The following is a 21,410-nucleotide window of genomic DNA, read 5'->3' on the forward strand; positions in this document are numbered from 1 at the left end:
AGTTTATGCCTGATGACCATAGCAAGTTGGTACCACTCCTTCCCATCCCGAACAGGACAGTGAAACGACTTTGCGCCGATGATAGTGCGGGTTCCCGTGTGAAAGTAGGTCATCGTCAGGCTCTTACAGTGAAAACCCCGTAGTCGAAAGATTACGGGGTTTTTTATTGGGTGCTTCAAAACGAGGAGCGCCTGCCGCAAGTTGTCAAAGCATTACAGCTGCAAAAATACCGGAAACCCATAAAAAGAGAGCGCTAGGCGCTCTCTTTTTTCATTCGGTGACGGATCTGATGCGCATCAGTAGGGCGCAGCCTGGCCATGCACGAACACCCTCAGCTCGCCATTCTGGAAGGGGACCCATTGCTCGTTCTGGGTCAGAGGGGCGGTGACGATGATGGCGACCTTGTCCTGGGGCGTGGTTTCGCGGGAGAAGTCCACGCTGAGATCCTCGTCGGACAGCTGTGCCTGGGTGAAGGGGTGGCGGCGCTCGACATAGCAGAGGTGGGTGGTCGCATGGGCCCAGAGCGCTTCGCCGTTGGAGAGCAGGAAGTTGAACGTGCCGTGCGGTGCGATCTTGGCAGCCAGCTCGCGCAGGGTGTGGGTCAGCTCTTCGATGCTGGGCACGCCTGCATGGGACTTCCACAGCTCCTGCATGATCCAGCAGAAGGCCCGCTCGCTGTCCGTGTTGCCAATGGGCTGGAAGTGGGCGTGCAGCTTGGGGGCGAAGTTCTTGAGGTCGCCGTTGTGCGCGAAGACCCAGTTGCGTCCCCAGAGCTCGCGCACGAAGGGGTGGCAGTTCTGCAGGCTGACCACGCCTTGGGTGGCCTTGCGGATATGGGCGATGACGTTGGTGCTCTTGATCGGGTATTCGCGGATGAGCTTGGCGATCTGGGAGTCGATGGCGCGTTCGTGATCGACGAAGTGGCGCAGGCCCTTGTCTTCGAAGAAGGCGATGCCCCAGCCGTCGGTGTGGTCGCCGGTATTGCCTGCGCGCTGTGTGAAGCCTGAGAAGCTAAAGCGCACATCGGTGGGCGTGTTGCAGTTCATTCCAAGCAGCTGGCACATGGCTTCGTCATATCTTTCAAGCAAAAAAGCTTTATAGCCTAAGAATCTATGGATGATTTCGTCAATGATGGTGCTGTATGGCAGAGATCGTCAACTGCCGCCAGGCCAGCATGAAAAAAGCAGCCGAAGCTGCTTTGCGCAAGAGGGCTGCGATGGCCTATTCGCGGTCCAGCCAGAGCTTGCCGCCGGTGGCCCAGTCGTGACGCTTGATGTCGGTGATGATGATGTCCACCGATTCGGGCGAGCCGCCCAGTACTTCAACGCTGACGCGGGTGATTTCTTCGACCAGCTTGCGCTTTTGTTCGACGGTACGGCCTTCCATCATTTCGACATGGTAGGTGGGCATGTGCAGGTTTCCTTGCTGGCTTGAGGTTGACAAAGGCCCATCATAAGGGCGTGCGCGGCCGGACTCAGTTCTGCTCCGACCAGAGCTTGCCACCGGTGGCCCAGTTGTGGCGCGGTACGTCGGTGATGATGATGTCTACGGACTCGGGGGCGCTGCCCAGCACCTCGGTGGTCACGCGGGTGATTTCTTCGGCCAGCTTGCGCTTTTGTTCAACGCTGCGGCCTTCAAACAGTTCAATGCGATAGGTGGGCATCAAGGTCTCCTTGCTGATGTGGAATGCCCGAGCTGCAAGGCGGTGAGCGCAGGATCAGGCAGGGTTGGAATCGTCGGCAGCCGGCCGCGCACAGGCTGGGCAGATGCAGGCCTTGCCACGTGCGCCTGTGGGCAGTCGCTCCAGCGCGTCCCGGGAAACCGGGGTCTGCATGCACCAGCAGCTCTGTGGCGGCAGGCCGGCGCTGATGGCGCACTGGTTGGGCTGGCCGCACAGAGGGCAGCGGCTGGCGTCTATGAGGGGATCGGTAGGCATGGCCGCAGTGTAGAAGCCATCCCGCACCGCGAGTGGCGAGGTCAAGAAAAATGCACTCGATGTGCGGACATGGAGTGCATTTTCGATAGCTGCTTGCGTACTTGAATCAATGGATCCAGATAGGAAAACCTTTCAAATCCATTGATATCAAGCGAGAGCAGCTCCTTGTTCAGGAGCGGCCTTGCCCGGCAACAATCAAGCGCCGGCCTTGACCTTCAGGCGCCAGGCGTGCAGCAGAGGCTCGGTGTAGCCGGAAGGCTGTTCCTTGCCCTTGAACACCAGGTCCAGAGCGGCCTGGTAGGCCGCACCATCGGGGTTGGCCACCAGGCTCTTGTAGGCGGCGTCGCCGGCGTTCTGCTCGTCCACGATCTTGGCCATGCGGGCATAGCTGTCGCGCACCATGGCTTCGGTGACGATGCCGTGCTGCAGCCAGTTGGCGATGTGCTGGCTGGAGATGCGCAGCGTGGCGCGGTCTTCCATCAGGCCCACGTTGTGGATGTCGGGCACCTTGGAGCAGCCCACGCCCTGGTCGATCCAGCGCACCACATAGCCCAGGATGCCTTGCACGTTGTTGTCCACTTCCTGCTGCTTTTCCGCATCGCTCCAGTTGGGGTTGGTGGACACGGGCACTTGCAGGATGGCGTTCAGCAGCTCGTCGCACTCGGCGTCGGCGTTGGGGCTTTCCAGACCCTTTTGCACGTCGGCCACATTGATCTGGTGATAGTGCAGGGCGTGCAGGGTGGCGCCAGTGGGCGAGGGCACCCAGGCGGTGTTGGCACCGGCCTTGGGCTGGGCAATCTTCTGCTCCAGCATGGCCTTCATCAGGTCGGGCATGGCCCACATGCCCTTGCCGATCTGGGCGCGGCCGCGCAGGCCCATGTTCAGGCCGACCAGCACGTTGTTCTTTTCATAGGCGGGCAGCCAGGCGCAGGTCTTCATGTCGGCCTTGCGTACCATGGGGCCGGCATACATGGCGGTGTGCATTTCATCGCCAGTGCGGTCCAGGAAGCCGGTGTTGATGAAGGCTACGCGTGCCGGGGCAGCTGCAATGGCGGCCTTCAGATTGGTCGAGGTGCGGCGCTCTTCGTCCATGATGCCGAGCTTGACGGTGTTCTCGGGCAGGCCCAGAACCTGTTCCACGCGGCCGAACAGCTCGTTGGCAAAAGCAGCTTCGGCGGGGCCGTGCATCTTGGGCTTGACGATGTAGACGCTGCCGGTGCGGCTGTTCTTGATGCCGTTGGCACCGTTGCCCTTGATATCGTGGATGGCAATGGCGGTGGTCACCAGCGCGTCCATGATGCCTTCGGGAATTTCCTTCTGCTCGGGGCCCCACAGCACGGCGGGGTTGGTCATCAGGTGGCCCACGTTGCGCACGAACATCAGCGAGCGGCCGTGCAGCTTCACGGGCTTGCCGTCGGCGCCGGTGTATTCGCGGTCGGGGTTCAGACCACGGGTCACGGTTTTGCCGCCCTTTTCAAAGGACTCTGTCAGTGTGCCCTTCAGAATGCCCAGCCAGTTGGCGTAGCCGTTGACCTTGTCTTCGGCATCCACGGCGGCCACGGAGTCTTCCAGATCCAGAATGGTGGACAGGGCGGCTTCGACCACCACATCGGCCACGCCGGCAGCATCGGTGCTGCCGATGGGGGTGGACTTGTTGACGATGATGTCGATGTGGATGCCGTTGTTCTTGAGCAGCACCGACTTGGGAGCCGCAGCATCGCCCTGGTAGCCGATGAACTTGGCCTCTTCCTTCAGGCCGGTCTTGCTACCGTCCTTCAGGGACACGACCAGCTTGCCGCCTTCGACGGCGTAGCCGGTGGAATCCTTGTGCGAGCCCGAGGCGAGCGGCACGGCCTGATCCAGGAAGTTGCGTGCGAACTCGATGACCTTGGCGCCGCGCACGGGGTTGTAGCCCTTGCCCTTCTCAGCACCGCCAGCTTCGCTGATGGCGTCGGTGCCATACAGCGCGTCGTACAGCGAACCCCAGCGGGCGTTGGCGGCGTTCAGGGCGTAACGGGCGTTCAGGATGGGCACCACCAGCTGGGGGCCGGCCTGGATGGCCAGCTCGGCATCCACGTTTTCGGTCGTGGCCTTGGCGTCCTTGGGGGACTCGACCAGATAGCCGATGGTCGTCAGAAACTTGCGGTAGGCCACCATGTCGGTGATGGGGCCGGGGTTGGCTTTGTGCCAGGTATCGAGCTCCGTCTGCAGGCGATCGCGCTCGGCCAGCAGTGCTGCGTTCTTGGGTGCCAGATCAGCCACGATGGCGTCGAAGCCCTTCCAGTAGGTGTCCTGGTCAACGCCCGTGCCAGGCAGCACTTGCGTGTTCACAAAGTTGTACAGCTCGGTGGCGACTTGCAGGCCGTGGACTTGGGTGCGATCAGTCATTGGAAACCTCTGGTTGATGTCTCTGGATTCAGGAGTCGTTGCCCATCACGGGCAGCATGTGGGGAGACTGTATTTGAATTCTTTGAGTACATAAATAGCCTAAATAGTTCAAAACTCATGATGTTTTTATATGGAGTCTGCGGGATTTATGCGTTTTATGCACCTCAGCTGCCAGCCTTCGTCAGTTCTGAGCGGTCTGTGCAACGACTTCAGTGACGGCCGCCCCGGCGGTCGCCCAAAGCGCCGCGCGAAGGCGTTGCAGGATCTCTCCTGAAGCGATAGCTGTGATCGCTCGCCTGGTCTGGCGCAGCAGTGGATTGGACGGTTTTTTCGGGTGCAAGAATCTGTCTTGAAGTGAGTGCATGCCATCAAATGACAGGGCTTTGTCTGTCATAAGTGGATGACCGCGCTCAGAAATGATTCGTTAAGCTTGAAACAAATTGAGCAACTTCCGATATCGGCCAGCCAATCTTTACCAAGGAGCTCCTGATGGCGAATCTGAACGAAAGCCTGCAAGACCTGATGACCCTGGATGGCGCCATGTGCGCGGCAGTGGTCGATTACAACAGCGGCATGCTGCTGGGCAGCATCGGCTCGGGCGTGGACCTGGAGCTGGCTGCAGCGGGCAATACCGAGGTGGTGCGGGCCAAGATGAAGACCATGCAGTCCCTGGGCCTGAACGACAGCATCGAAGACATTCTCATCACCCTGGGCAAGCAATATCACATCCTGCGCCCGGCCGAGAAGATCAACGGCATCTTCATCTACTACGTGCTGGACAACGGCCGCGCCAACCTGGCCTTGGCCAGGCGCAAGGTGTCGGACGTGGAGTCCAGGTTCGTGATGTGACTCAGCCGCTCTGAAGACACGCAACGGGCCTGCGGGCCCGTTTTTGTTTTGCGGTCCGAGCCGGCCTGCTCAGGCTGCGATCAGCGGAGCGCGGAACTGGTAGCCCACCTTCTGCTGTGACTGCAGCGGCACGGCCACGGGGGTTGCCTTTTCGATGCGGCGGCGCAGCCGGTAGATGGTGGCGTGCAGGCTGTTGTCGGACTCGGCTGCGCTGGTGTGGGCCAGCAGGCTGCGAATGTGGTCCCGGCTGACGGTGTCGCCCCGGGCCTGCAAAAAGCACTCCATCAGCATCAGGTCGGTAGCGCCCAGTTCCACGCTCTGGCCGTCGGGCGCGGTCAGCAGGCTGCGGCGGCTGTCCAGCTTCCAGGCGGTGGCCGTACGCGCCGTGGTCATGATGCGCCGGTGCACGGCGCGCACGGCCAGCTCCACCTGTTCGAAGGTCACGGGCTTGGTCAGATACATATCTGCACCGGCGTTGATGACCTCGGCAAACACCTCCGGTCCCAGGCGCCCCGAGACGATGAGCACGCCGGCCTGGGTGCGCTTGCGGATGATGCGCAGCAGCTCGGTGCCGGCCACGCCGGGCAGCATCAGATCCAGCACATAGAAATCGAAGCGATAGGGCGCGTCGTCGGCCAGCAGGTCGCTGCTGTCGCCGTATGCCGTGACATCCACCCCCTGGCTGCGCAGGTGCTGAGCCAGGAATTCGCAGTAATCGGTGTCGTCGTCAACCAGGGCAAGAGTGGCAGGCAGCATAGGCGGCGGACCTTATTCGGCAAGACCTTGGGGAATGACCAGACGCATGACCGTGCCATGCGGGCTGTGCGGCAGAGCTTGCACTGTACCCTGGTGCAACTGCAGGACCGAGCGCACGATGAACAGGCCCAGGCCAGCCCCGGGGCGGCTGTGGCTGTGATGGCCGCGCGCACCTTTTTCGAACAGGTGCGCAAGCAGCTCCTCGGGGATGCCCGGGCCCTGGTCGATGACTTCCAGGATCAGCGCCAGTGGTTCGTCGGACTCGGAGATGCGCAGCTGCACCGGGCTGTCGGTGGGCGCATAGGCCAGGGCGTTGTTGAGCAGATTGCGAATCGTCAGCCGCATCAGTGCCGGGTGCAATTGCACGGTGCGGGGCGTGGTCAGCCATTGCACCTCGATGCGCGGGCGCAGGTCGGCCGCAATATCGTGCAGCACCAGCTTGATCAGCGTGGGTAGATCGGTTTCGCTGGAAGCGCCGGCCTTGCCTCCGGCCGCCAGGATTGTGCCGGCGGCCAGGGTGTTGTCCAGCGTGCCCATCACCTGCTGCAGCACATGTTCGGCGCGCAGCAAGGCCCTGGTGGCCGGCGCGGCATCGGCCATATGCAGGTCTTCTATGGCCTTAAGCGTGGCCTGCATGGCGGCCGAGGCATTGTTCAGCGGCTGGCGGATTTCGTGCGACAGCAGCTGCAGCATCTCGTTGTGCTCGCTGAGCATGGCCGTGCGCCAGTCCAGCAGGGTGCGCAGCCGGTCCAGCTCGCCCGCGTCCTGGCGGTGGCTGCGCAGCTGTTCATGCACGGCCTGCAACTGCTCGCGCTGGCGGGCCATGACTTCGCCGCGCGCATATTCGCGGTCGATGTTGCTGAGCTGCATCAGCACCTCATGTCGGCCCTGGGCATCGGCGGCTCCTGGCGTGAGCTGTATGCGGCGGTGGCGCTGCGCACCGAAGTCGCCGCTGCGGCTGTCGTCGTATTCCTGGCGCAGGCCCCGGGCGGCGGCGGCGAAGCGCTGGCCATGGGTGTGCCAGATGCTGGCGGGCAGCAGGCCCTGCAGCGGCTGGCCGACAGGGCTTGCGCTCTCATCCACCTCCAGCCATTGGCACCAGGCGGGAGTGGCCATGAGCAGCACTCCCTCGGCACTCCAGAGCGCGCAGCCCTGGTTGGAGCGGCCCAGTAGATCGGCCAGTTGGGCAGCAGAAACGGGTGAAAAGCTCATGACGGCGGGCGGCAGCTGATTTGTAAATGTGTTTTGCAAATCATAGGTTTAACGCCTGACGCTGCCCACAAGCTCATGGCGCTGGCGAATAAGCGATATTCCTGCCTCAGGGAAAACGGTAAATTTTGATATAAACATATATAAACATCAAAGATTCACTGGCAACTTGTGACTTCTAAGTAAGATATATCGCACTGAAGTCACATGCGGGACAGGCATGCGGCGCTGATTGATGACTTTTATAGTGATAGCAGTCAGCGCTCTTGTTTAAAGAACTTTCGATAAAAACATTTGAGAAATCAAGACTGCTTGTGCGGTATGTGCTCTTGTATTAATAGTGCACGCTACCGCAGCAGGAGACAACACGGACCAGACAGGAGCAGCGGTCATGGACAAACTCAAGGCATTTGAGTCTTTTGTATCGGTAGCGACCAGGGGCAGCTTGACGGCTGCCGCCAAGGCCGAAGGTGTGGCGCCCGCCATCATGGGGCGCCGTCTGGATGCTCTGGAAGAGCATCTGGGGGTCAAGCTCATGGTGCGCACCACGCGCCGCATCTCGCTGACCCACGAAGGCAGCGCCTTCCTGGAAGATTGCCAGCGCCTGCTCTCCGATGTGTGCAATGCAGAGGCCAGCGTGTCGGCCGGCGGCGTCAAAGCCACGGGCCATCTGCGCATCACGGCGCCCGCCGGTTTCGGCCGCCGCCATGTGGCGCCTCTGGTGCCGCGTTTCCGCGACCTGCACCCCGATGTCACCATCTCGCTGAACCTCAGCGACCGCGTGGTCGACCTGGCGGGCGAGGGTTTCGATTGCGCAGTGCGCGTGGGGGATCTGCCGGACTCGGCCCTGGTCAGCGTGCGCATCGCCGACAACCGCCGTCTGTGCGTGGCCACGCCCGGCTATCTGGAGCGCCGCGGCACGCCCAAGCATCCCAGCGAGCTGACCCAGCATGACTGCCTGACGCTGTCGTCGGATGCCTCGCAGACGCGCGGCTGGGCCTTCCGCATCCCGCATCCTGAAAGCGGCACCAGCGAGGTTGTGCACTTCAAGCCGGGCGGCCCGCTGGACTGCTCCGACGGTCAGGTGCTGCACGACTGGTGCCTGGGTGGCTGGGGCATTGCCTGGCGCAGCACCTGGGAGGTGGAGGCCGAAATCGCTGCCGGTCGCCTCGTGCCCGTGCTGGAAGAGTTTGCGGCGCCGCCCAACGGCATCTTCGTGGTCTTCCCCCAGCGCAAGCACATGCCGCTGCGCGTGCGCATGTGGATCGACTATCTCAAGCACCACTACAACCAGCCGGACTTCTTTCGACTTGGCGTGGATCTCTGAGCGGGCCTGAAACGGTAGACAATGGTCCGGCCGCCGTGGCCCGATCAGGGCCGCTGAACCCGTCCTTTTTTCTACGATGAAGCCATGACCTTTGAAGCTGTTCTTGCCAGCGCCCATCTGCTGGCAATCCTGACCTTGGTGGTGTTTCTGACCAGCCAGGCCGCCCTGTGCCGTGTGGAGTGGATGAATGCCGCCGTGGTGCAGCGTTTGGCCAGACTGGACATGATTTATGGCATTGCCGCCATCGTCCTGCTGCTGACCGGTATTGCGCGCCTGCTCTGGGGCGTCAAGGGCATGGGAGCCTATACGGCCTCGCCGCTGTTCCATCTCAAGATGACGTTGTTCGTCATCGCCTTTTTGCTCTCCCTCAAGCCCACACTGACCTTCCGCCGCTGGAAGAAGACGCTGGATGCGAGCGGTCAGCTGCCGGCGCCCGATGAGATCAAGCAGACCCGCAAATGGGTGATGTGGCAGGGCCATGTGGTGCCGGTGATTGCCGTGGTTGCCATCTTCTGGGCGCGCGGCATGTAGTCTGCGCCAGACCCGGCAAAAGGCAAAGGCCGCTGCAAAGCGGCCTTTTTTCATGTCTGCGGCATTCAGAATGTGCCGCGCAGCGTCAGCATCACATTGCGCGGATCGCCGTAGTGGCTGCTGTTGACCAGGTTGCCGATCGAGGTGTAGTAGCGCTTGTCGAACATATTGTTGAAGTTCAACGAGGCCTGCCACTGTCGGTTGATCTGGTAGCGCACATAGCTGCTCCAGACGGCACGCCCGGGGGCGGTGATGTCCACCGTGCCGATCTTGCGGTAGGAGGCGCTCTGGGTGTTCACGCCACCGCCTAGCGTGAAGGCACTCCAGGCGCCGGGCAGCTGGTAGGTGGTCCACAGGCGCAGCATGTGCTTGGGCGTGTAGGTATTGAAGTCCAGACCCTGGTTGTTGATGTCGCGCTCGTAGGTGTTGCGGTTGAAGGTATAGCCGGCAAACAGGTTCCAGCCGCGGCTGAGCTCGCCGCTGATCTCGGCGTCCAGGCCCTGGCTGCGCACGCGGCCGTCGTCGCTGTAGCAGTAGTAACCGTCGCGGCAGTTCGGGCCCGAGGCCAGATCTTCGGTGGCGCGGTTTTTCTGATCCACGCGATACAGGGCAAAGGCCGTGTTGGCACGACCGCCCAGGATCTCGCCCTTGAGGCCGACCTCATAGGTGGCGCCCTGGATGGGCTTGAGGTTCTGGCCCGCAGCGTTCAGCGACCACTGGGGATTGAAGATATTGGCATAGCTGGCGTAGGCCGACCAGCTGGGGTTGATTGCATAGATCAGGCCGGCAAACGGCATGAAGCGGTTGTTGTCCTGCAGGGTGGACGAAGGGGTGGCGGTGCCCAGCGTGGTGACGGTCGTGTCCCAGATGGTCTTGTAGGAGGCCGCACGGCCGCCGACCACCAGCTTGAGCGGGTCGCTCAGTTGCAGGCGCAGCGCACCATAGGCGCCCAGCTGGCGGGTGGTAGCCAGGCGGTTCTCGGTGTTGGCGTAGCGAATCTCGGCATCGCTGGGCTCGGCCCTGTAGGGGTTGGGTGCGAATACGTCGATGGGGGTGAACGGGGTCTTGGAGCTGTAGTCGGTGTTGACGCGCGTGTGGTTGTAGCTGGCGCCCAGCACCAGCTCGTGCTGGCGGCCGAAAGCCGTGAATTCGCCGGTCAGGTTGGCATCGATGCCCGAGGCTTTCTGGCTGGCATCGGTGATATTGGCCACGGTGCCGCCCAGGCCGGTGGCCGGGTTGACGGCGCGCTGTGAGGAGGCGTACTTGAGATAGACATCTTCCTGCACCTGGATGGCCGAAACCTTGGCGCGCCAATGATCGTTGAACTGGTGCGTCAGGTCGGCGTAGAGGGTTCGGGTGCTGTTGTCCTGGCGGTTCCAGTTGGCGCCCAGGTAGGTGGAGCGCGGCAGGGCGATGTCGCGCCCGTCGCTGTAGCGTGGCAGGCCCGAGATGAAGGGCCTGCCCTTGAAGGATTCGTAGCTGGCGCCGATGCTGACCTGGGTCTGGGGCGATAGGTCGTACTCCAGCGTGCCGTACAGCGTGTTGTTGCGGCGGTTGACGTAGTCGATGAAGGAATGCTCATCCTCCACGTCCAGCACGGCCCGGCCGCGCAGCGTGCCTTCGGCATTCAGCGCGCGGCTGCCATCGACCTGGGCCGCATAGCGGTCCCAGGAGCCGGCCTTGGCCGTGACGCTGACGCCGCCCTCTTTCAGCGGGCGCTTGCGTGCCAGGTTGACGGCACCGCTGGGATCGCCGCCGCCCTGCAGCAGCCCAGCCGAGCCGCGCAGAATCTCGGCACGGTCATAGATGGCGGTGCTGCCGCCGTAATTGCTGGAACGCCCGTACAGGCGCTGCACATTGACCCCGTCGTACTGGAGGGTGGCGATGTCGAAGCCGCGCGAGTAGATGTATTTGCCGCCCTGCGGGCTTTGCAGCAAGGTGATGCCCGTGGTGCTGGCCAGGGCGTCGTAGACCGAGGTGGCGTTCTGCTCGTCCATGAGCTGGCGCGTGACCACGCTGATGGACTGCGGAATGTCCTTCATGGCCTGTTCGCCCTTGCCTATGGTGACGGCGCGGCTGGTGTAGGAGCCCGTCTGTTCCGTGGTGGCATGGCGTTCTGCCTGCGCGGTCACGCGCACTTCTGCCAGGGTCGCGCCACTGCCTTGCTGTGGCTCGGCGGCGGATGCCGGTCTGCCGGCTGGCGCTGCACGCAGACTCCAGTTGCCGCTGGCGGTGTGCACCAGCTCCAGCCCGCTGCCGGCCAGGGCGGCGCGCGCGGCCTGCTCCGCGGTGTAGCTGCCGTGCAGGGCAGGGGCCGTGTGGCCGCGCACCAGCTCGGCATCCAGGCTGAGTTGCTGGCCGTTATCGGCTGCGATGCGTGCCAGGGTGCTGCCCAGGGGCTGGGCCGGCATATCGTAGTGGCGTTGTGCGGTCGGGGATGGGGTCTGGGCCTGGGCACTCATGGCGCAGGCCAGGGCCAGGGCGCTCAGGTGCAGGGAACGGTGGTGCAGCATGCATTGCTTTCGACAAGAGAAACAGGGTGCTCGATCAGGAGCTGTCCATGGCTTGTCGAGCCGCGGAGAAAAAGTGTTCAATTTTTTGCAAGCGGTAACGAGGCAACCGCTGTCTCGAAGGTTTGCTGCCGTTTGAGCGGCTTCACCATCGGGCGATGCGGTTCAGGCTGGCACTACTCGATCATCACCAGTGCACCACCGGAGTAGCTGCGCAGCCGGATGGGCAGGGTCTCGGCGAGTGCCGCCAGGGCGCGGTCGGTGTCCTCCAGTGAATAGGTGCCGTAGACCTGAAGCGCGGCTGCATGCGCCGAGACCCGAATCCATCCGCGACGATAGGCGCGCAGTGCCTGCACGACCTCGCCCAGCGGCAGGTCATGTGCTTCCAGCATGCCCTGCTGCCAGGCCGCCATACTGTTGGGCGCGCTGGCATCGGCCCAGATGCCCTGGGTGTCGAAGCGGGCGCTATGCCCTTCGGCTAGCACTTGCTGCTCACCGCCTGCGGTCGTGATGAGCACGCTGTGCTCCAGCATGCCGACGCTGCTGAACTGCGGATTCAGGCGCACGCTGAAACGCGTGCCTAGGGCGCGTATCTGTCCATGCATGGTTTGCACCACAAAAGCGGGTCCGCCCGGTGCCTGAGGCGCAGCCAGGGCCACCAGCGCCCCCTGGCGCAGAATGACGCGGCGCTGGCCTGCGTCGAATGCCAGATCGGCGGCCGAGCGTGCATCCAGTATCACCGTGCTGCCATCGGGCAGGGTGAATTCACGGCGCTGTCCGGTGTCGGTGCGCAGGCTGGCGCTCCATTGGGCAAGCGGGGTTTGGCGGTCCAGCAGCCAGCCGCAGCCGGCCGTTATGCCGCCCAGGGCAAGGGCACCGCGCAGGATCTTGCGCCGCCGACGCGTGCCGGCCTCGGCGCGGGCCAGGGTCTGACCCAGCAGCTGGCCCATGTGCTCGGTGCCCGAGCTGCGCAAGGGCTGCAGCAGATTCTGCAGCGGTGCTTGCAGCTGCTGCCAGGCCGCCCTGTGGGCGGGGGCGGCTTCCAGCCACTGTTCAAAGCCCCGGTGTTGCTCCTGGCTCATCTGGCCCGAATGCAGGCAGACCAGCCACTCGATGGCGGCCTCGGTGGCCGGATTGAGCGACGGGTTCATACCTGGCCTGCCCTGGCCGGTGCCAGACCGGCCTGCTGATGAAGCTGGGCGATCGCGATGCGGCGAAATGCTTCGGTCATATGGCGGCGCACGGTGCTGTGCGAGATGTCCAGCTGCTCGGCAATGGCGTGATAAGTCAGGCCATCGAGCTGGCTCAGCAAAAAGGTCTGGCGGGCCTTGAGGCTCAGGCCGTCGAGCGCATGGGCAATCGTGTCCAGCGTCTCCAGTAGCAGCGCCCGCTCCTCGGGTGAGGGGGCCAGCTCCGGAGGGCTCTCGCTCAAGGCCTGCAGATAGGCCTGCTCCAGCTCACGCCGCCGCCACAGCGTGAACAGCAGGCGCTTGGCGATCGTGGTCAGAAATGCGCGCGGTTCATCGATGGGCACCGGGTTGGGCGCTGCGACCACGCGCAAGAAGGTCTCGGAAGCCACATCCTGTGCCTCTGCCGTATTGCGCAGCCTGGCCTTCAGTCTTGACAGCAACCAGGCGTGATGGCCGGTAAACAGCTGTTGCGCCTGCTGCATGGGGTCGAGAGAGGGGCGGGGCGTGGGCATGGGCCGCATTCTAGTTTTAAATGAGAATGATTGCCATTTGATTGACCACTTGGTGTTGCTGGCAGGGCATGGGCAGACAGGAGATGCGGATCTGGGCTCGGTGCTCAGGCGCGTGAACCGGCCCTGGAACAAGGGTGTGGCGCCAGCGATTCGGCAGGACTTGAATCCGGCACGTAAAATCCCGCGATGCTCTCCGTCAAACAGGAATTGCTCGCAGCCCTGGCTGCTGAGCTCGAAACACTCTCGCCCGGCGCCGGCGCACGCGCTGCGTTTGAAAACCCCAAAGTGGCAGCCCATGGCGACTTCGCCTGCACGGCGGCCATGCAGCTGGCCAAGCCTCTGAAGGCCAACCCCCGGGCCCTGGGCGAGCAGCTCAAGACCGCACTGGAGGCTACTGCCGCCTTCCAGCAATGGGTGGATGCGATTGAAATTGCAGGCCCGGGATTTCTCAATATCCGCCTCAAGCCTGCTGCCAAGCAGGAGGTGGTGCGCGAGGTGCTGGCGCAGGCCGGGAAGTTCGGCTACCAGGCTGATCGCGGCGAGAACATCCTCGTCGAGTTCGTTTCCGCCAACCCCACCGGCCCTCTGCATGTGGGCCATGGCCGCCAGGCAGCGATCGGCGATGCGATCAGCAATCTGTATTCCACCCAGGGCTGGAAAGTTCACCGCGAGTTCTATTACAACGACGCGGGCGTGCAGATCGACACCCTGACCAAGAGCACCCAGCTGCGTGCCAAGGGTTTCAAGCCCGGTGACGAATGCTGGCCCACCGACAGTGACAACCCGCTGGCCAAGAATTTCTACAACGGCGACTACATTGCCGACATCGCCAAGGCCTTCCTGAACAAGGAAACCATCAAGGCTGATGACCGCGAGTTCACTGCCAATGGCGATGTCGAGGATTACGACAATATTCGCCAGTTCGCCGTGGCCTACCTGCGCAACGAACAGGACAAGGACCTGCAGGCGTTCAACCTGAAGTTCGACGAGTACTACCTGGAGTCCAGCCTCTATGAAAACGGTCATGTCGAGGCAACGGTCAACCGCCTGATCGCCAACGGCAAGACCTATGAGCAGGACGGCGCGCTGTGGCTCAGGTCCACCGACTACGGCGACGACAAAGACCGCGTGATGCGCAAGACCGACGGCGGCTACACCTACTTTGTCCCCGATGTGGCCTATCACATCCAGAAGTTCAAGCGCGGCTTCACCAAGGTGGTGAACATTCAGGGCACGGACCACCATGGCACTATCGCCCGCGTGCGCGCCGGCCTGCAGGCTGCCGATGTGGGCATCCCTGAGGGCTACCCCGACTACGTGCTGCACACCATGGTGCGCGTGGTGCGCAACGGCGAAGAGGTCAAGATCAGCAAGCGCGCCGGCTCGTACGTCACGCTGCGCGATCTGATCGAGTGGACCAGCAAGGACGCCGTGCGTTTCTTCCTGCTCTCGCGCAAGCCCGACACCGAGTACACCTTCGACGTGGATCTGGCCGTGGCCCAGAACAACGACAACCCCGTGTACTACGTGCAGTACGCCCATGCGCGTATCCAGTCCGTTCTGCGTGCCTGGCAGGAAGCCGGCGGTGCCGGCCTGGCGGCACTCAAGGATGTGGATCTGTCCGCGCTGGAAGGCCCGCAGGCCCAGGCCCTGATGCTGCTGCTGGCCAAGTACCCCGAAATGCTGACCGCTGCTGCCGAAGGCAACGCGCCGCACGACGTGACCTTCTACCTGCGCGATCTGGCCTCCAGCTATCACAGCTACTACGATGCCGAGCGCATTCTGGTGGACGACGAAAAGGTCAAGCTTGCACGTCTGGCCCTGGTCGCCGCCACGGCCCAGGTATTGCACAATGGTCTGGCTGTGCTGGGCGTGAGCGCGCCCGAGCGCATGTAATCCCGGTTTTCTGCCTATCGCTCCCTGCGGGTTGTAACGCGCGGGGCGATGGATCTGAGAACGGAACAATCGAAGCAGAAAGCGTTAAGCGACTGATATGAAGAACCAGCAACGCGGTGGAACCATCCTGGGGCTTATCTTTGGCATGGTCATCGGTCTGGCTGCGGCACTGGCCGTGGCCATCTATGTGACCAAGGTACCGGTGCCCTTCCTCAACAAGGGTGGCAACAACACTCAGCGCGATGCGGCTGAGGCCGAGCGCAACAAGAACTGGGACCCCAACGCACCGTTGCAAAGCCGCCAGCCCGCACCGGCGCCGGTGACACCGCCCGTCCCGCCCAGCGATGTGACGGTGACACCGCCCACGCCTGCTGTGCAGCCCACCGCAACCGGCGGAGTCACCACCCCGCCGGCACCCGCCACGCCGGACAAGACGGCCAAGCCCGGATCGGGCGATCCGCTGGGTGATCTGGTCAAGGAGCGCTCTGCGGCCGCCGACAAGGCCGAAAAGGCGCGCGCCGACAAGGAAAAGGCTGCGGCCCAGGCGGCATCGTCCTCGGACTCTGCATTCAACTACTTCGTGCAGGCCGGCGCTTTCCGCGGCCAGAGCGAAGCGGAAGCGCAGCGTGCCAAGCTGGCCATGCTGGGCTGGGAGTCGCGTATCAGCGAGCGTGAGCAAAACGGAATCACCGTTTTCCGTGTGCGCGTGGGACCGTTCAGCAAGCGTGACGACGCCGAGCAGCTCAAGGGCAAGCTCGACGGCGCGGGCGTGGACTCGACCCTGGTGCGCGCGGCGCGATAATCGGCCTTGCGAGGCGTTGTGCAGCCTCTCTCTGTGGTGCCCTCAGGCTGCGGCCCGAGGCGTCCCAGGCAGAGGGTGCGAGATTTAGGACTTTGCTGAACTTTTTGGGGCCGCTGGGCTCTGATACTGCAGACCTGATACAGGAGTTTGTTTAGATGAAACGTCGCGAATTCTCTCTGGCTGCCTCGGCAGCTGCCGCCGGTGCCCTGACTCTGGGCACCTCCTCCAGCTGGGCCCAGGGCGCCGCGCCCAAGGAAGGCAAGGACTACATCAAGCTGGGCAAGCCCGCCAGCGTGAGCGCGCCGGCCGGCAAGGTCGAGGTGATCGAGTTCTTCTGGTACAGCTGCCCGCATTGCAATGCCTTCGAGCCCCAGTTCGAAGCCTGGGCCAAGACCCAGCCCGCCGATGTGGTGGTGCGTCAGGTGCCCGTGGCCTTCAATGCCTCTTTCGTGCCCCAGCAAAAGCTGTACTACGCACTGGAAGGCATGAACCTGCTGCCCCAGCTGAACGCCAAGGTGTTCCGTACCATTCACGTGGACCGCAACCCGCTCAAGAACGACGACGCCATCTTTGACTGGATCGGCAAGCAGGGCGTGGATCTGGCCAAGTTCAAGGAAGTCTACAACTCCTTCACCGTGGCCAACCAGGTGCGCAAGGCCACCCAGCTGCAAAACGAGTATGACGTGGAAGGCGTGCCCGCCATGGGTGTGGCCGGCCGCTATTACACGGACGGCACCAAGGCTGGCAATATGGACAATGTGCTGCGCGTGGTCAATGCACTGATCGCCTCCAGCCGCAAGGCCTGACGCCAGGTTTCAGACGCCAACGACGTTTGATGCCCCGCAAGCCCGCCGTAGCGCGGGCTTTTTTGTGGGTGGTTTTTACGCAAGTTGCAAAAAGGGAATGACTACAATGGATGCAAGAAACGTGCCTTCCATGAAAAAAACACTCCTACCTCTCGCGCTGGCCTGCGCCCTGGCAGCAGCGACCGGCATTGCCCATGCCGAAAAGGCCGACAGCGCCAAGCCCATGAATATCGAGGCGGATGCGCTGCGTCACGACGAGCTGCAGCAGACCAGCGTCTTCACCGGCAATGTGGTGATGACCAAGGGTTCCATCGTGCTGCGCGGCGCCCAGCTTGATGTGCGTCAGGATGCCGAGGGCTATCAGTACGGGGTGATCAAGGCCGAGCCCGGCAAGCGCGCCTTCTTCCGCCAGAAGCGCGACACCGTGGCCGGTCAGCCCGAAGAGTTCATCGAAGGCGAAGGCGAAGTCATCGAATACGACGGCAAGGCCGATATCGTCAAGTTCATCCGCCGTGGCGAGATGCGCCGCTACCGTGGCGGCCAGCTCAGCGACCAGGTCACGGGCTCCATCATCGTCTACAACAACATCACCGACGTCTATACCGTCGATGGCCAGAAGACCAGCGGCGGCCTGCCTAGCTCCTCCGTGGGCCAGGGCGGTCGCGTGCGCGCCATCATGGCGCCCAAGGACGGTACGCCGGGCGCACAGCCCAAGCCCGCCACTCCTGCCACCCAATTGCGCCCGAGCATGACGCTGGGCGGCGAGAAAGCCGACGAGAAGAAATGAGTGAGCCGACCTTCTCCAGCAGCCGCAGCGGCGAGTCCGACAGCCGCCTGGAGGCCAAGCATCTGGCCAAGTCCTATGGCAGCCGCAAGGTGGTCAAGGATGTGTCGCTGTCCGTGCAAAAAGGCGAGGTGGTCGGTCTGCTCGGCCCCAACGGTGCGGGCAAGACCACATCGTTCTACATGATCGTGGGCCTGGTGCGTAGCGACGGCGGCGAGATCTTCATCGACGGCCAGCCGGTGGGCGGCATGCCGATTCACCAGCGCTCGCGCCTGGGCCTGTCCTATCTGCCCCAGGAAGCCTCCATCTTCCGCAAGCTCAGCGTGGAAGACAATGTGCGCGCCGTGCTGGAGCTGCAAAAGGACGAGCAAGGCAAGGCGCTGACGCAGGGCGAGATCGAAAAGCGCCTCACGGGCTTGCTGCAGGAGCTGCGCGTCGAGCATCTGCGCCAGTCGCCGGCGCTGGCGCTGTCCGGCGGTGAACGTCGGCGCGTGGAAATCGCGCGTGCCCTGGCCACGCAGCCGCGCTTCATCCTGCTTGACGAGCCGTTTGCCGGTATCGATCCGATTGCGGTGATCGAGATCCAGCGCATCATCGGCTTTCTCAAGGAGCGCGGCATCGGTGTGCTGATTACCGACCATAACGTGCGCGAGACGCTGGGCATCTGCGACCACGCCTTCATCATCAGCGACGGCCATGTGCTGGCCGAAGGCACGCCCGAGGAGATCGTGGAGAACGCCGATGTGCGCCGCGTCTATCTGGGCGAACATTTCAGAATGTGATGACCCCCACGCTCCCTCACTTTGTGTGGTCGCCGCCTGCAGAAGGGGCCCTGACCGGCTGCGCCGCGGTCTGCCTTGGGGCAGCCCTGCGGCAAACCCACTGCACTGTGCGCGTTTGCAATGATTGTCTGGGAGCCGCGCCTCGATGAAGCCAGGTCTCTCGCTACGCGTTTCGCAGCATTTATCGCTGACGCCGCAGCTGCAGCAATCCATCCAGCTGCTGCAACTCTCCACTCTGGAGCTGGCGCAGGAAGTCGAGCAGATGCTGGTCGACAACCCCTTTCTGGAGCGTGCGGGCGATGAGGCCGAAACTGCGGGAGATGCTCCTGTAGATGTAGCTGCTAGCGCCAATGAATACAGCACTTCAGATGGTATTCATGCTGAAAAAGAAGCATCGCAAGCGCAATTAGCTACTGAAACCGTAGCGGAAACACCGAGCCCTGAAACTCCAGAAACGCTGAACTGGGAGGCCGACGGCATGGACGGCCAGGACGGGGAGTGGGGCGGCGAATCCAGCAGCGAGTGGGAGACGCCCTCGGCCAGCAGCTCCACGCGCAACCGCGATGGCGATGATGAAACCGATGCCATCGATCTGGCGCGCGAGCACCAGAGCCTGACCGACTTTCTCCATCGCCAGGCCTTAAGCCTGCATCTGGGTGCGGCAGACACGGCGGCGCTGCGCTTTCTCATCGAGTCGCTCAGCGACGACGGTTATCTCGAGGATTCCCTGCAGGAGCTGGCGCAGAGCCTGGCCGGCGACGATCTGGAGGAGCGCGAGGAGCTGGAGCAGCACTTTGCCATTGCGCTGAAGCTGCTGCAAAGCCTGGAGCCGGTGGGCGTGGGCGCGCGTGATCTGGCCGAGTGCCTGCAACTGCAGCTGCGCGATCTGATCCGCACGGCCGAGGACGAGGGTACGACCGAGGCGCATATGAGCCGGCTGCTGCTGGCACAGGCCATCTGTTCCCAGCCCATGGACTTGCTGGCGCGGCGCGATCTGCGCAAGCTCACCAGCCTGTGCGGCGCGCGCGAGGAACAGCTGCGCGAGGCCATGGCCCTGATCGCCAGGCTGGAGCCGCGTCCGGGTCGGCGCTTTGTCGACGTGGAGCGCCATATCGTGGTGCCCGATGTCATCGTGCGTCCGGTGCGGGCCGGCTCGGGCCGGTCGGACTTTTCCGTGCAGCTCAACCCCGAGGTCATGCCGCGTCTACGCGTGCACGACATCTATGCCGGCGTGCTGCGTCGCCACAAGAACAGCGACGGTCATGCGGCGCTGCAGCAGCAGCTGCAGGAGGCGCGCTGGTTCATCAAGAACATCCAGCAGCGCTTCGACACCATCTTGCGTGTTTCCGAAGCCATCGTGGAGCGGCAGAAGAACTTCTTTGTGCATGGCGAGCTGGCCATGCGCCCGCTGGTGCTGCGCGATATCGCAGACACGCTGGGCCTGCACGAGTCCACTATCAGCCGCGTGACCACGGCCAAGTACATGGCCACGCCCCAGGGTACTTTCGAGCTCAAGTATTTCTTCGGTTCGGGCCTGGGCACGGAAACCGGTGGCAGTGCCTCCAGCACGGCCGTGCGTGCGCTGATCAAGCAGTTTGTCGATGCCGAAGATGCGAGAAAGCCGCTGTCGGACGCCAAGCTGGCCGACATGCTCAAGGAGCAGGGCATTGAGTGTGCGCGCCGTACTGTCGCCAAATACCGCGAGCAGCTCAAGATACCGACGACCACGCTGCGCAAGGCGCTGTAGCGAATCGCCGCGCGGCTCGGAGCGAAAAAAGGCAAGCGGCCTGATGAAGACCGCTTGCCTTGGGCTGGATGAGCGTCGTCGCTTATGGGGCCAGCGTTGCGGAGTACTTGCCGTTCTGGGCGTTCTTGCTCACCACGACATTGAACATGGCATAGACCGGGTTGTCGCCTGTGGCCGCGCCCAGGGTGACAGACTTGGTGCCCAGCACGCCGTCATCCCAGGATGCAACCTGTACCGTGGCGACTCTGCCGGCGGCTCTGGCGTAGTTGGCGATGGCGACCCGATAGGTGCCTTCCTGCAGTCTTGCTGAATCGCAGGATGCATAGTAGTGCTCAGGTCCGTAGGCGACGGTGTTGTCCACATCGAGATAGCCGCTGGCGCCGCGCATGTAGCGGTAGTAGACATGCGAGCCTCCGGGCTCATAGGTGTGCAGATCGACGTCACCGCTGCCGTCCCAGGTCAGCGTGGTGGTGAAAAAGCCGGATGTCGCTCGCGCCGGCGGGGCCACGAGTGTGGACAGTGCAGTCGTGATGTGGCTCTTCACGCGGTTGGAGATCTCCAGGCCGGGGTTGATGTAAATCTCGAGCAGACCGTGGCCGAGCAGGTCTTTTCCACCATTGATACCGGCAGGACGCTGCTGATAGGCGGGAATGCTGTCCGTGATGTCGGCCACGGTGCCTACGGCGCGCAGACCATTGATGACCAGATCCTTGTCAGCGAGAGTGTGCTCGCCGTTGAGCGTGGGTGAGGCCGGCGCAATATGCACTACCTTCACCGAGCCTACGGCGGCCTTGGGCGCAGCATAGGCATAGGCTGCGTTCGCGAACAGATTGCCCTGGGAGTGGGCGACCAAGAGAATCTTCTTGCCTTCGAGAATCCAGTTGTCGATGCGTGATTGATGCTCCATATAGTTGGCAAGCGTCGGCGGATTGCCCAGCATGGCCGTGAGATAGCGAATGGTTGCCGCGTTGCGCCAGTCGTTGAATCCATTGAGCAACTCTGCGGCCGCCGGCACGGAGTTGGTGATGTTGTCCCACCATGAACCGCCTCCATTCAGGGCTTCGAAGAAGAGCTCCAGGCGGCCTGCCAGCAAACCATCTTGCTCTTGCAGGCGCTGCTCGAAGGTCTCGACAAAATCTTCGAAGCCGTTTGAATAGTTGTACAGGGTTTCATACTTGATCTGATCGCCGCCGGGGGCGCTCTGACCGTGAATGCCTATAAGGACCCCCAAGGCCTGCGCAGCCTGTAGTTTCGTGGTTTGAACACCGTTCAGGAAGGCGAATTCAATACCGGTTTCCCGGCATAGATTCGTATCGGGATTGATGACTTGCGCGCCACCGGTAAGCGGAGCGCTGATGAATACGAGCGACAGCAATAAGCATGTG

20 protein-coding genes and 1 rRNA gene are annotated in these 21,410 nt (G+C 62.9%); 10 read left to right on the forward strand and 11 right to left on the reverse strand.

Features of this window, described 5'->3' with window-relative positions; translation table 11 throughout:
- The first annotated feature begins 8 nt into the window (after positions 1 to 8).
- A 5S ribosomal RNA gene (gene rrf / locus F3J24_RS05625) occupies positions 9 to 121 on the forward strand.
- Positions 122 to 296: 175 nt separating this feature from the next.
- Here the strand turns inward: rrf and F3J24_RS05630 are convergent.
- From F3J24_RS05630 to F3J24_RS05650, 5 genes are all read right to left on the reverse strand, one after another.
- Positions 297 to 1,064 (reverse strand): class II glutamine amidotransferase, encoded by a 768-nt coding sequence (locus F3J24_RS05630; RefSeq protein ID WP_043003847.1) that lies wholly within the window; start codon positions 1,062 to 1,064, stop codon positions 297 to 299.
- A gap of 157 nt (positions 1,065 to 1,221) precedes the next feature.
- Positions 1,222 to 1,410 (reverse strand): 4-oxalocrotonate tautomerase, encoded by a 189-nt coding sequence (locus F3J24_RS05635; RefSeq protein ID WP_003060524.1) that lies wholly within the window; start codon positions 1,408 to 1,410, stop codon positions 1,222 to 1,224.
- Positions 1,411 to 1,474: 64 nt separating this feature from the next.
- A complete protein-coding gene (locus tag F3J24_RS05640; protein WP_167003519.1) occupies positions 1,475 to 1,663 on the reverse strand; it encodes a 4-oxalocrotonate tautomerase in 189 nt (62 codons plus the stop codon).
- A 54-nt stretch (positions 1,664 to 1,717) separates the two neighbouring features.
- Positions 1,718 to 1,936 carry a cysteine-rich CWC family protein gene (locus tag F3J24_RS05645; RefSeq protein ID WP_167003521.1) on the reverse strand — a complete coding sequence of 73 codons (219 nt, stop codon included), beginning with the start codon at positions 1,934 to 1,936 and terminating at the stop codon, positions 1,718 to 1,720.
- A gap of 195 nt (positions 1,937 to 2,131) precedes the next feature.
- Positions 2,132 to 4,324, reverse strand: coding sequence for a malate synthase G (locus tag F3J24_RS05650; protein ID WP_167003523.1), 2,193 nt, complete (start codon positions 4,322 to 4,324; stop codon positions 2,132 to 2,134).
- Positions 4,325 to 4,813: 489 nt separating this feature from the next.
- Here F3J24_RS05650 and F3J24_RS05660 point away from each other — a divergent pair, with 489 nt between their 5' ends.
- On the forward strand, positions 4,814 to 5,173 hold the full coding sequence (locus F3J24_RS05660; RefSeq protein WP_003060530.1) for a hypothetical protein: 360 nt from the start codon (positions 4,814 to 4,816) through the stop codon (positions 5,171 to 5,173).
- Positions 5,174 to 5,242: 69 nt separating this feature from the next.
- Here F3J24_RS05660 and F3J24_RS05665 read toward each other — a convergent pair whose 3' ends face one another.
- Positions 5,243 to 5,929 carry a response regulator transcription factor gene (locus F3J24_RS05665; RefSeq protein WP_167003527.1) on the reverse strand — a complete coding sequence of 229 codons (687 nt, stop codon included), beginning with the start codon at positions 5,927 to 5,929 and terminating at the stop codon, positions 5,243 to 5,245.
- Positions 5,930 to 5,941: 12 nt separating this feature from the next.
- The gene (locus F3J24_RS05670) at positions 5,942 to 7,141 is read right to left on the reverse strand and encodes a sensor histidine kinase KdpD (protein WP_167003529.1); all 1,200 of its coding nucleotides are present in this window, start codon (positions 7,139 to 7,141) and stop codon (positions 5,942 to 5,944) included.
- Between the two features lie 388 nt (positions 7,142 to 7,529).
- Between F3J24_RS05670 and F3J24_RS05675 the strand changes: the two genes are divergently transcribed.
- Both F3J24_RS05675 and F3J24_RS05680 read left to right on the forward strand, forming a co-directional pair.
- Positions 7,530 to 8,465 carry a LysR family transcriptional regulator gene (locus tag F3J24_RS05675; RefSeq protein WP_003060536.1) on the forward strand — a complete coding sequence of 312 codons (936 nt, stop codon included), beginning with the start codon at positions 7,530 to 7,532 and terminating at the stop codon, positions 8,463 to 8,465.
- Between the two features lie 84 nt (positions 8,466 to 8,549).
- Complete coding sequence (locus tag F3J24_RS05680) at positions 8,550 to 8,996, forward strand: DUF2214 family protein (RefSeq protein WP_167003531.1); 447 nt, start codon at positions 8,550 to 8,552, stop codon at positions 8,994 to 8,996.
- Between the two features lie 65 nt (positions 8,997 to 9,061).
- Here F3J24_RS05680 and F3J24_RS05685 read toward each other — a convergent pair whose 3' ends face one another.
- The 3 genes from F3J24_RS05685 to F3J24_RS05695 all read right to left on the reverse strand — a co-directional run bounded on the left by F3J24_RS05685 (position 9,062) and on the right by F3J24_RS05695 (position 13,217).
- Positions 9,062 to 11,509, reverse strand: a complete 2,448-nt coding sequence (locus F3J24_RS05685; protein ID WP_240154268.1) for a TonB-dependent siderophore receptor — start codon at positions 11,507 to 11,509, stop codon at positions 9,062 to 9,064.
- 173 nt (positions 11,510 to 11,682) lie between these two features.
- Positions 11,683 to 12,657 (reverse strand): FecR domain-containing protein, encoded by a 975-nt coding sequence (locus F3J24_RS05690; RefSeq protein ID WP_167003533.1) that lies wholly within the window; start codon positions 12,655 to 12,657, stop codon positions 11,683 to 11,685.
- Positions 12,654 to 13,217, reverse strand: coding sequence for a sigma-70 family RNA polymerase sigma factor (locus F3J24_RS05695; protein ID WP_167003535.1), 564 nt, complete (start codon positions 13,215 to 13,217; stop codon positions 12,654 to 12,656). The genes F3J24_RS05690 and F3J24_RS05695 overlap by 4 nt, the downstream gene beginning before the upstream one ends.
- Positions 13,218 to 13,394: 177 nt before the next feature.
- Here F3J24_RS05695 and argS point away from each other — a divergent pair, with 177 nt between their 5' ends.
- From argS to F3J24_RS05725, 6 genes are all read left to right on the forward strand, one after another.
- Positions 13,395 to 15,104 (forward strand): arginine--tRNA ligase, encoded by a 1,710-nt coding sequence (gene argS, locus F3J24_RS05700; protein WP_167003537.1) that lies wholly within the window; start codon positions 13,395 to 13,397, stop codon positions 15,102 to 15,104.
- A gap of 97 nt (positions 15,105 to 15,201) precedes the next feature.
- Positions 15,202 to 15,906: an SPOR domain-containing protein gene (locus F3J24_RS05705; protein WP_167003539.1), complete on the forward strand. Its 705-nt coding sequence runs from the start codon at positions 15,202 to 15,204 to the stop codon at positions 15,904 to 15,906.
- A gap of 155 nt (positions 15,907 to 16,061) precedes the next feature.
- A complete protein-coding gene (locus tag F3J24_RS05710; protein ID WP_167003541.1) occupies positions 16,062 to 16,712 on the forward strand; it encodes a thiol:disulfide interchange protein DsbA/DsbL in 651 nt (216 codons plus the stop codon).
- 130 nt (positions 16,713 to 16,842) lie between these two features.
- Entirely contained in the window at positions 16,843 to 17,499 is a 657-nt protein-coding gene (lptA, locus tag F3J24_RS05715; RefSeq protein WP_043004026.1) for a lipopolysaccharide transport periplasmic protein LptA, read from the forward strand.
- Positions 17,496 to 18,278, forward strand: a complete 783-nt coding sequence (lptB, locus tag F3J24_RS05720) for an LPS export ABC transporter ATP-binding protein (RefSeq protein WP_003060565.1) — start codon at positions 17,496 to 17,498, stop codon at positions 18,276 to 18,278. Before lptA ends, lptB begins: the two co-directional genes overlap by 4 nt.
- Before the next feature lie 145 nt (positions 18,279 to 18,423).
- Positions 18,424 to 20,025 (forward strand): RNA polymerase factor sigma-54, encoded by a 1,602-nt coding sequence (locus tag F3J24_RS05725; protein ID WP_167003543.1) that lies wholly within the window; start codon positions 18,424 to 18,426, stop codon positions 20,023 to 20,025.
- Positions 20,026 to 20,107: 82 nt separating this feature from the next.
- Here F3J24_RS05725 and F3J24_RS24910 read toward each other — a convergent pair whose 3' ends face one another.
- Entirely contained in the window at positions 20,108 to 21,400 is a 1,293-nt protein-coding gene (locus F3J24_RS24910) for a hypothetical protein (RefSeq protein WP_240154269.1), read from the reverse strand.
- Positions 21,401 to 21,410: the final 10 nt, after the last annotated feature.

Source organism: Comamonas sp. Tr-654, assembly GCF_011752915.1.
In the GTDB taxonomy this organism is placed as follows: Bacteria; Pseudomonadota; Gammaproteobacteria; order Burkholderiales; family Burkholderiaceae_C; genus Comamonas.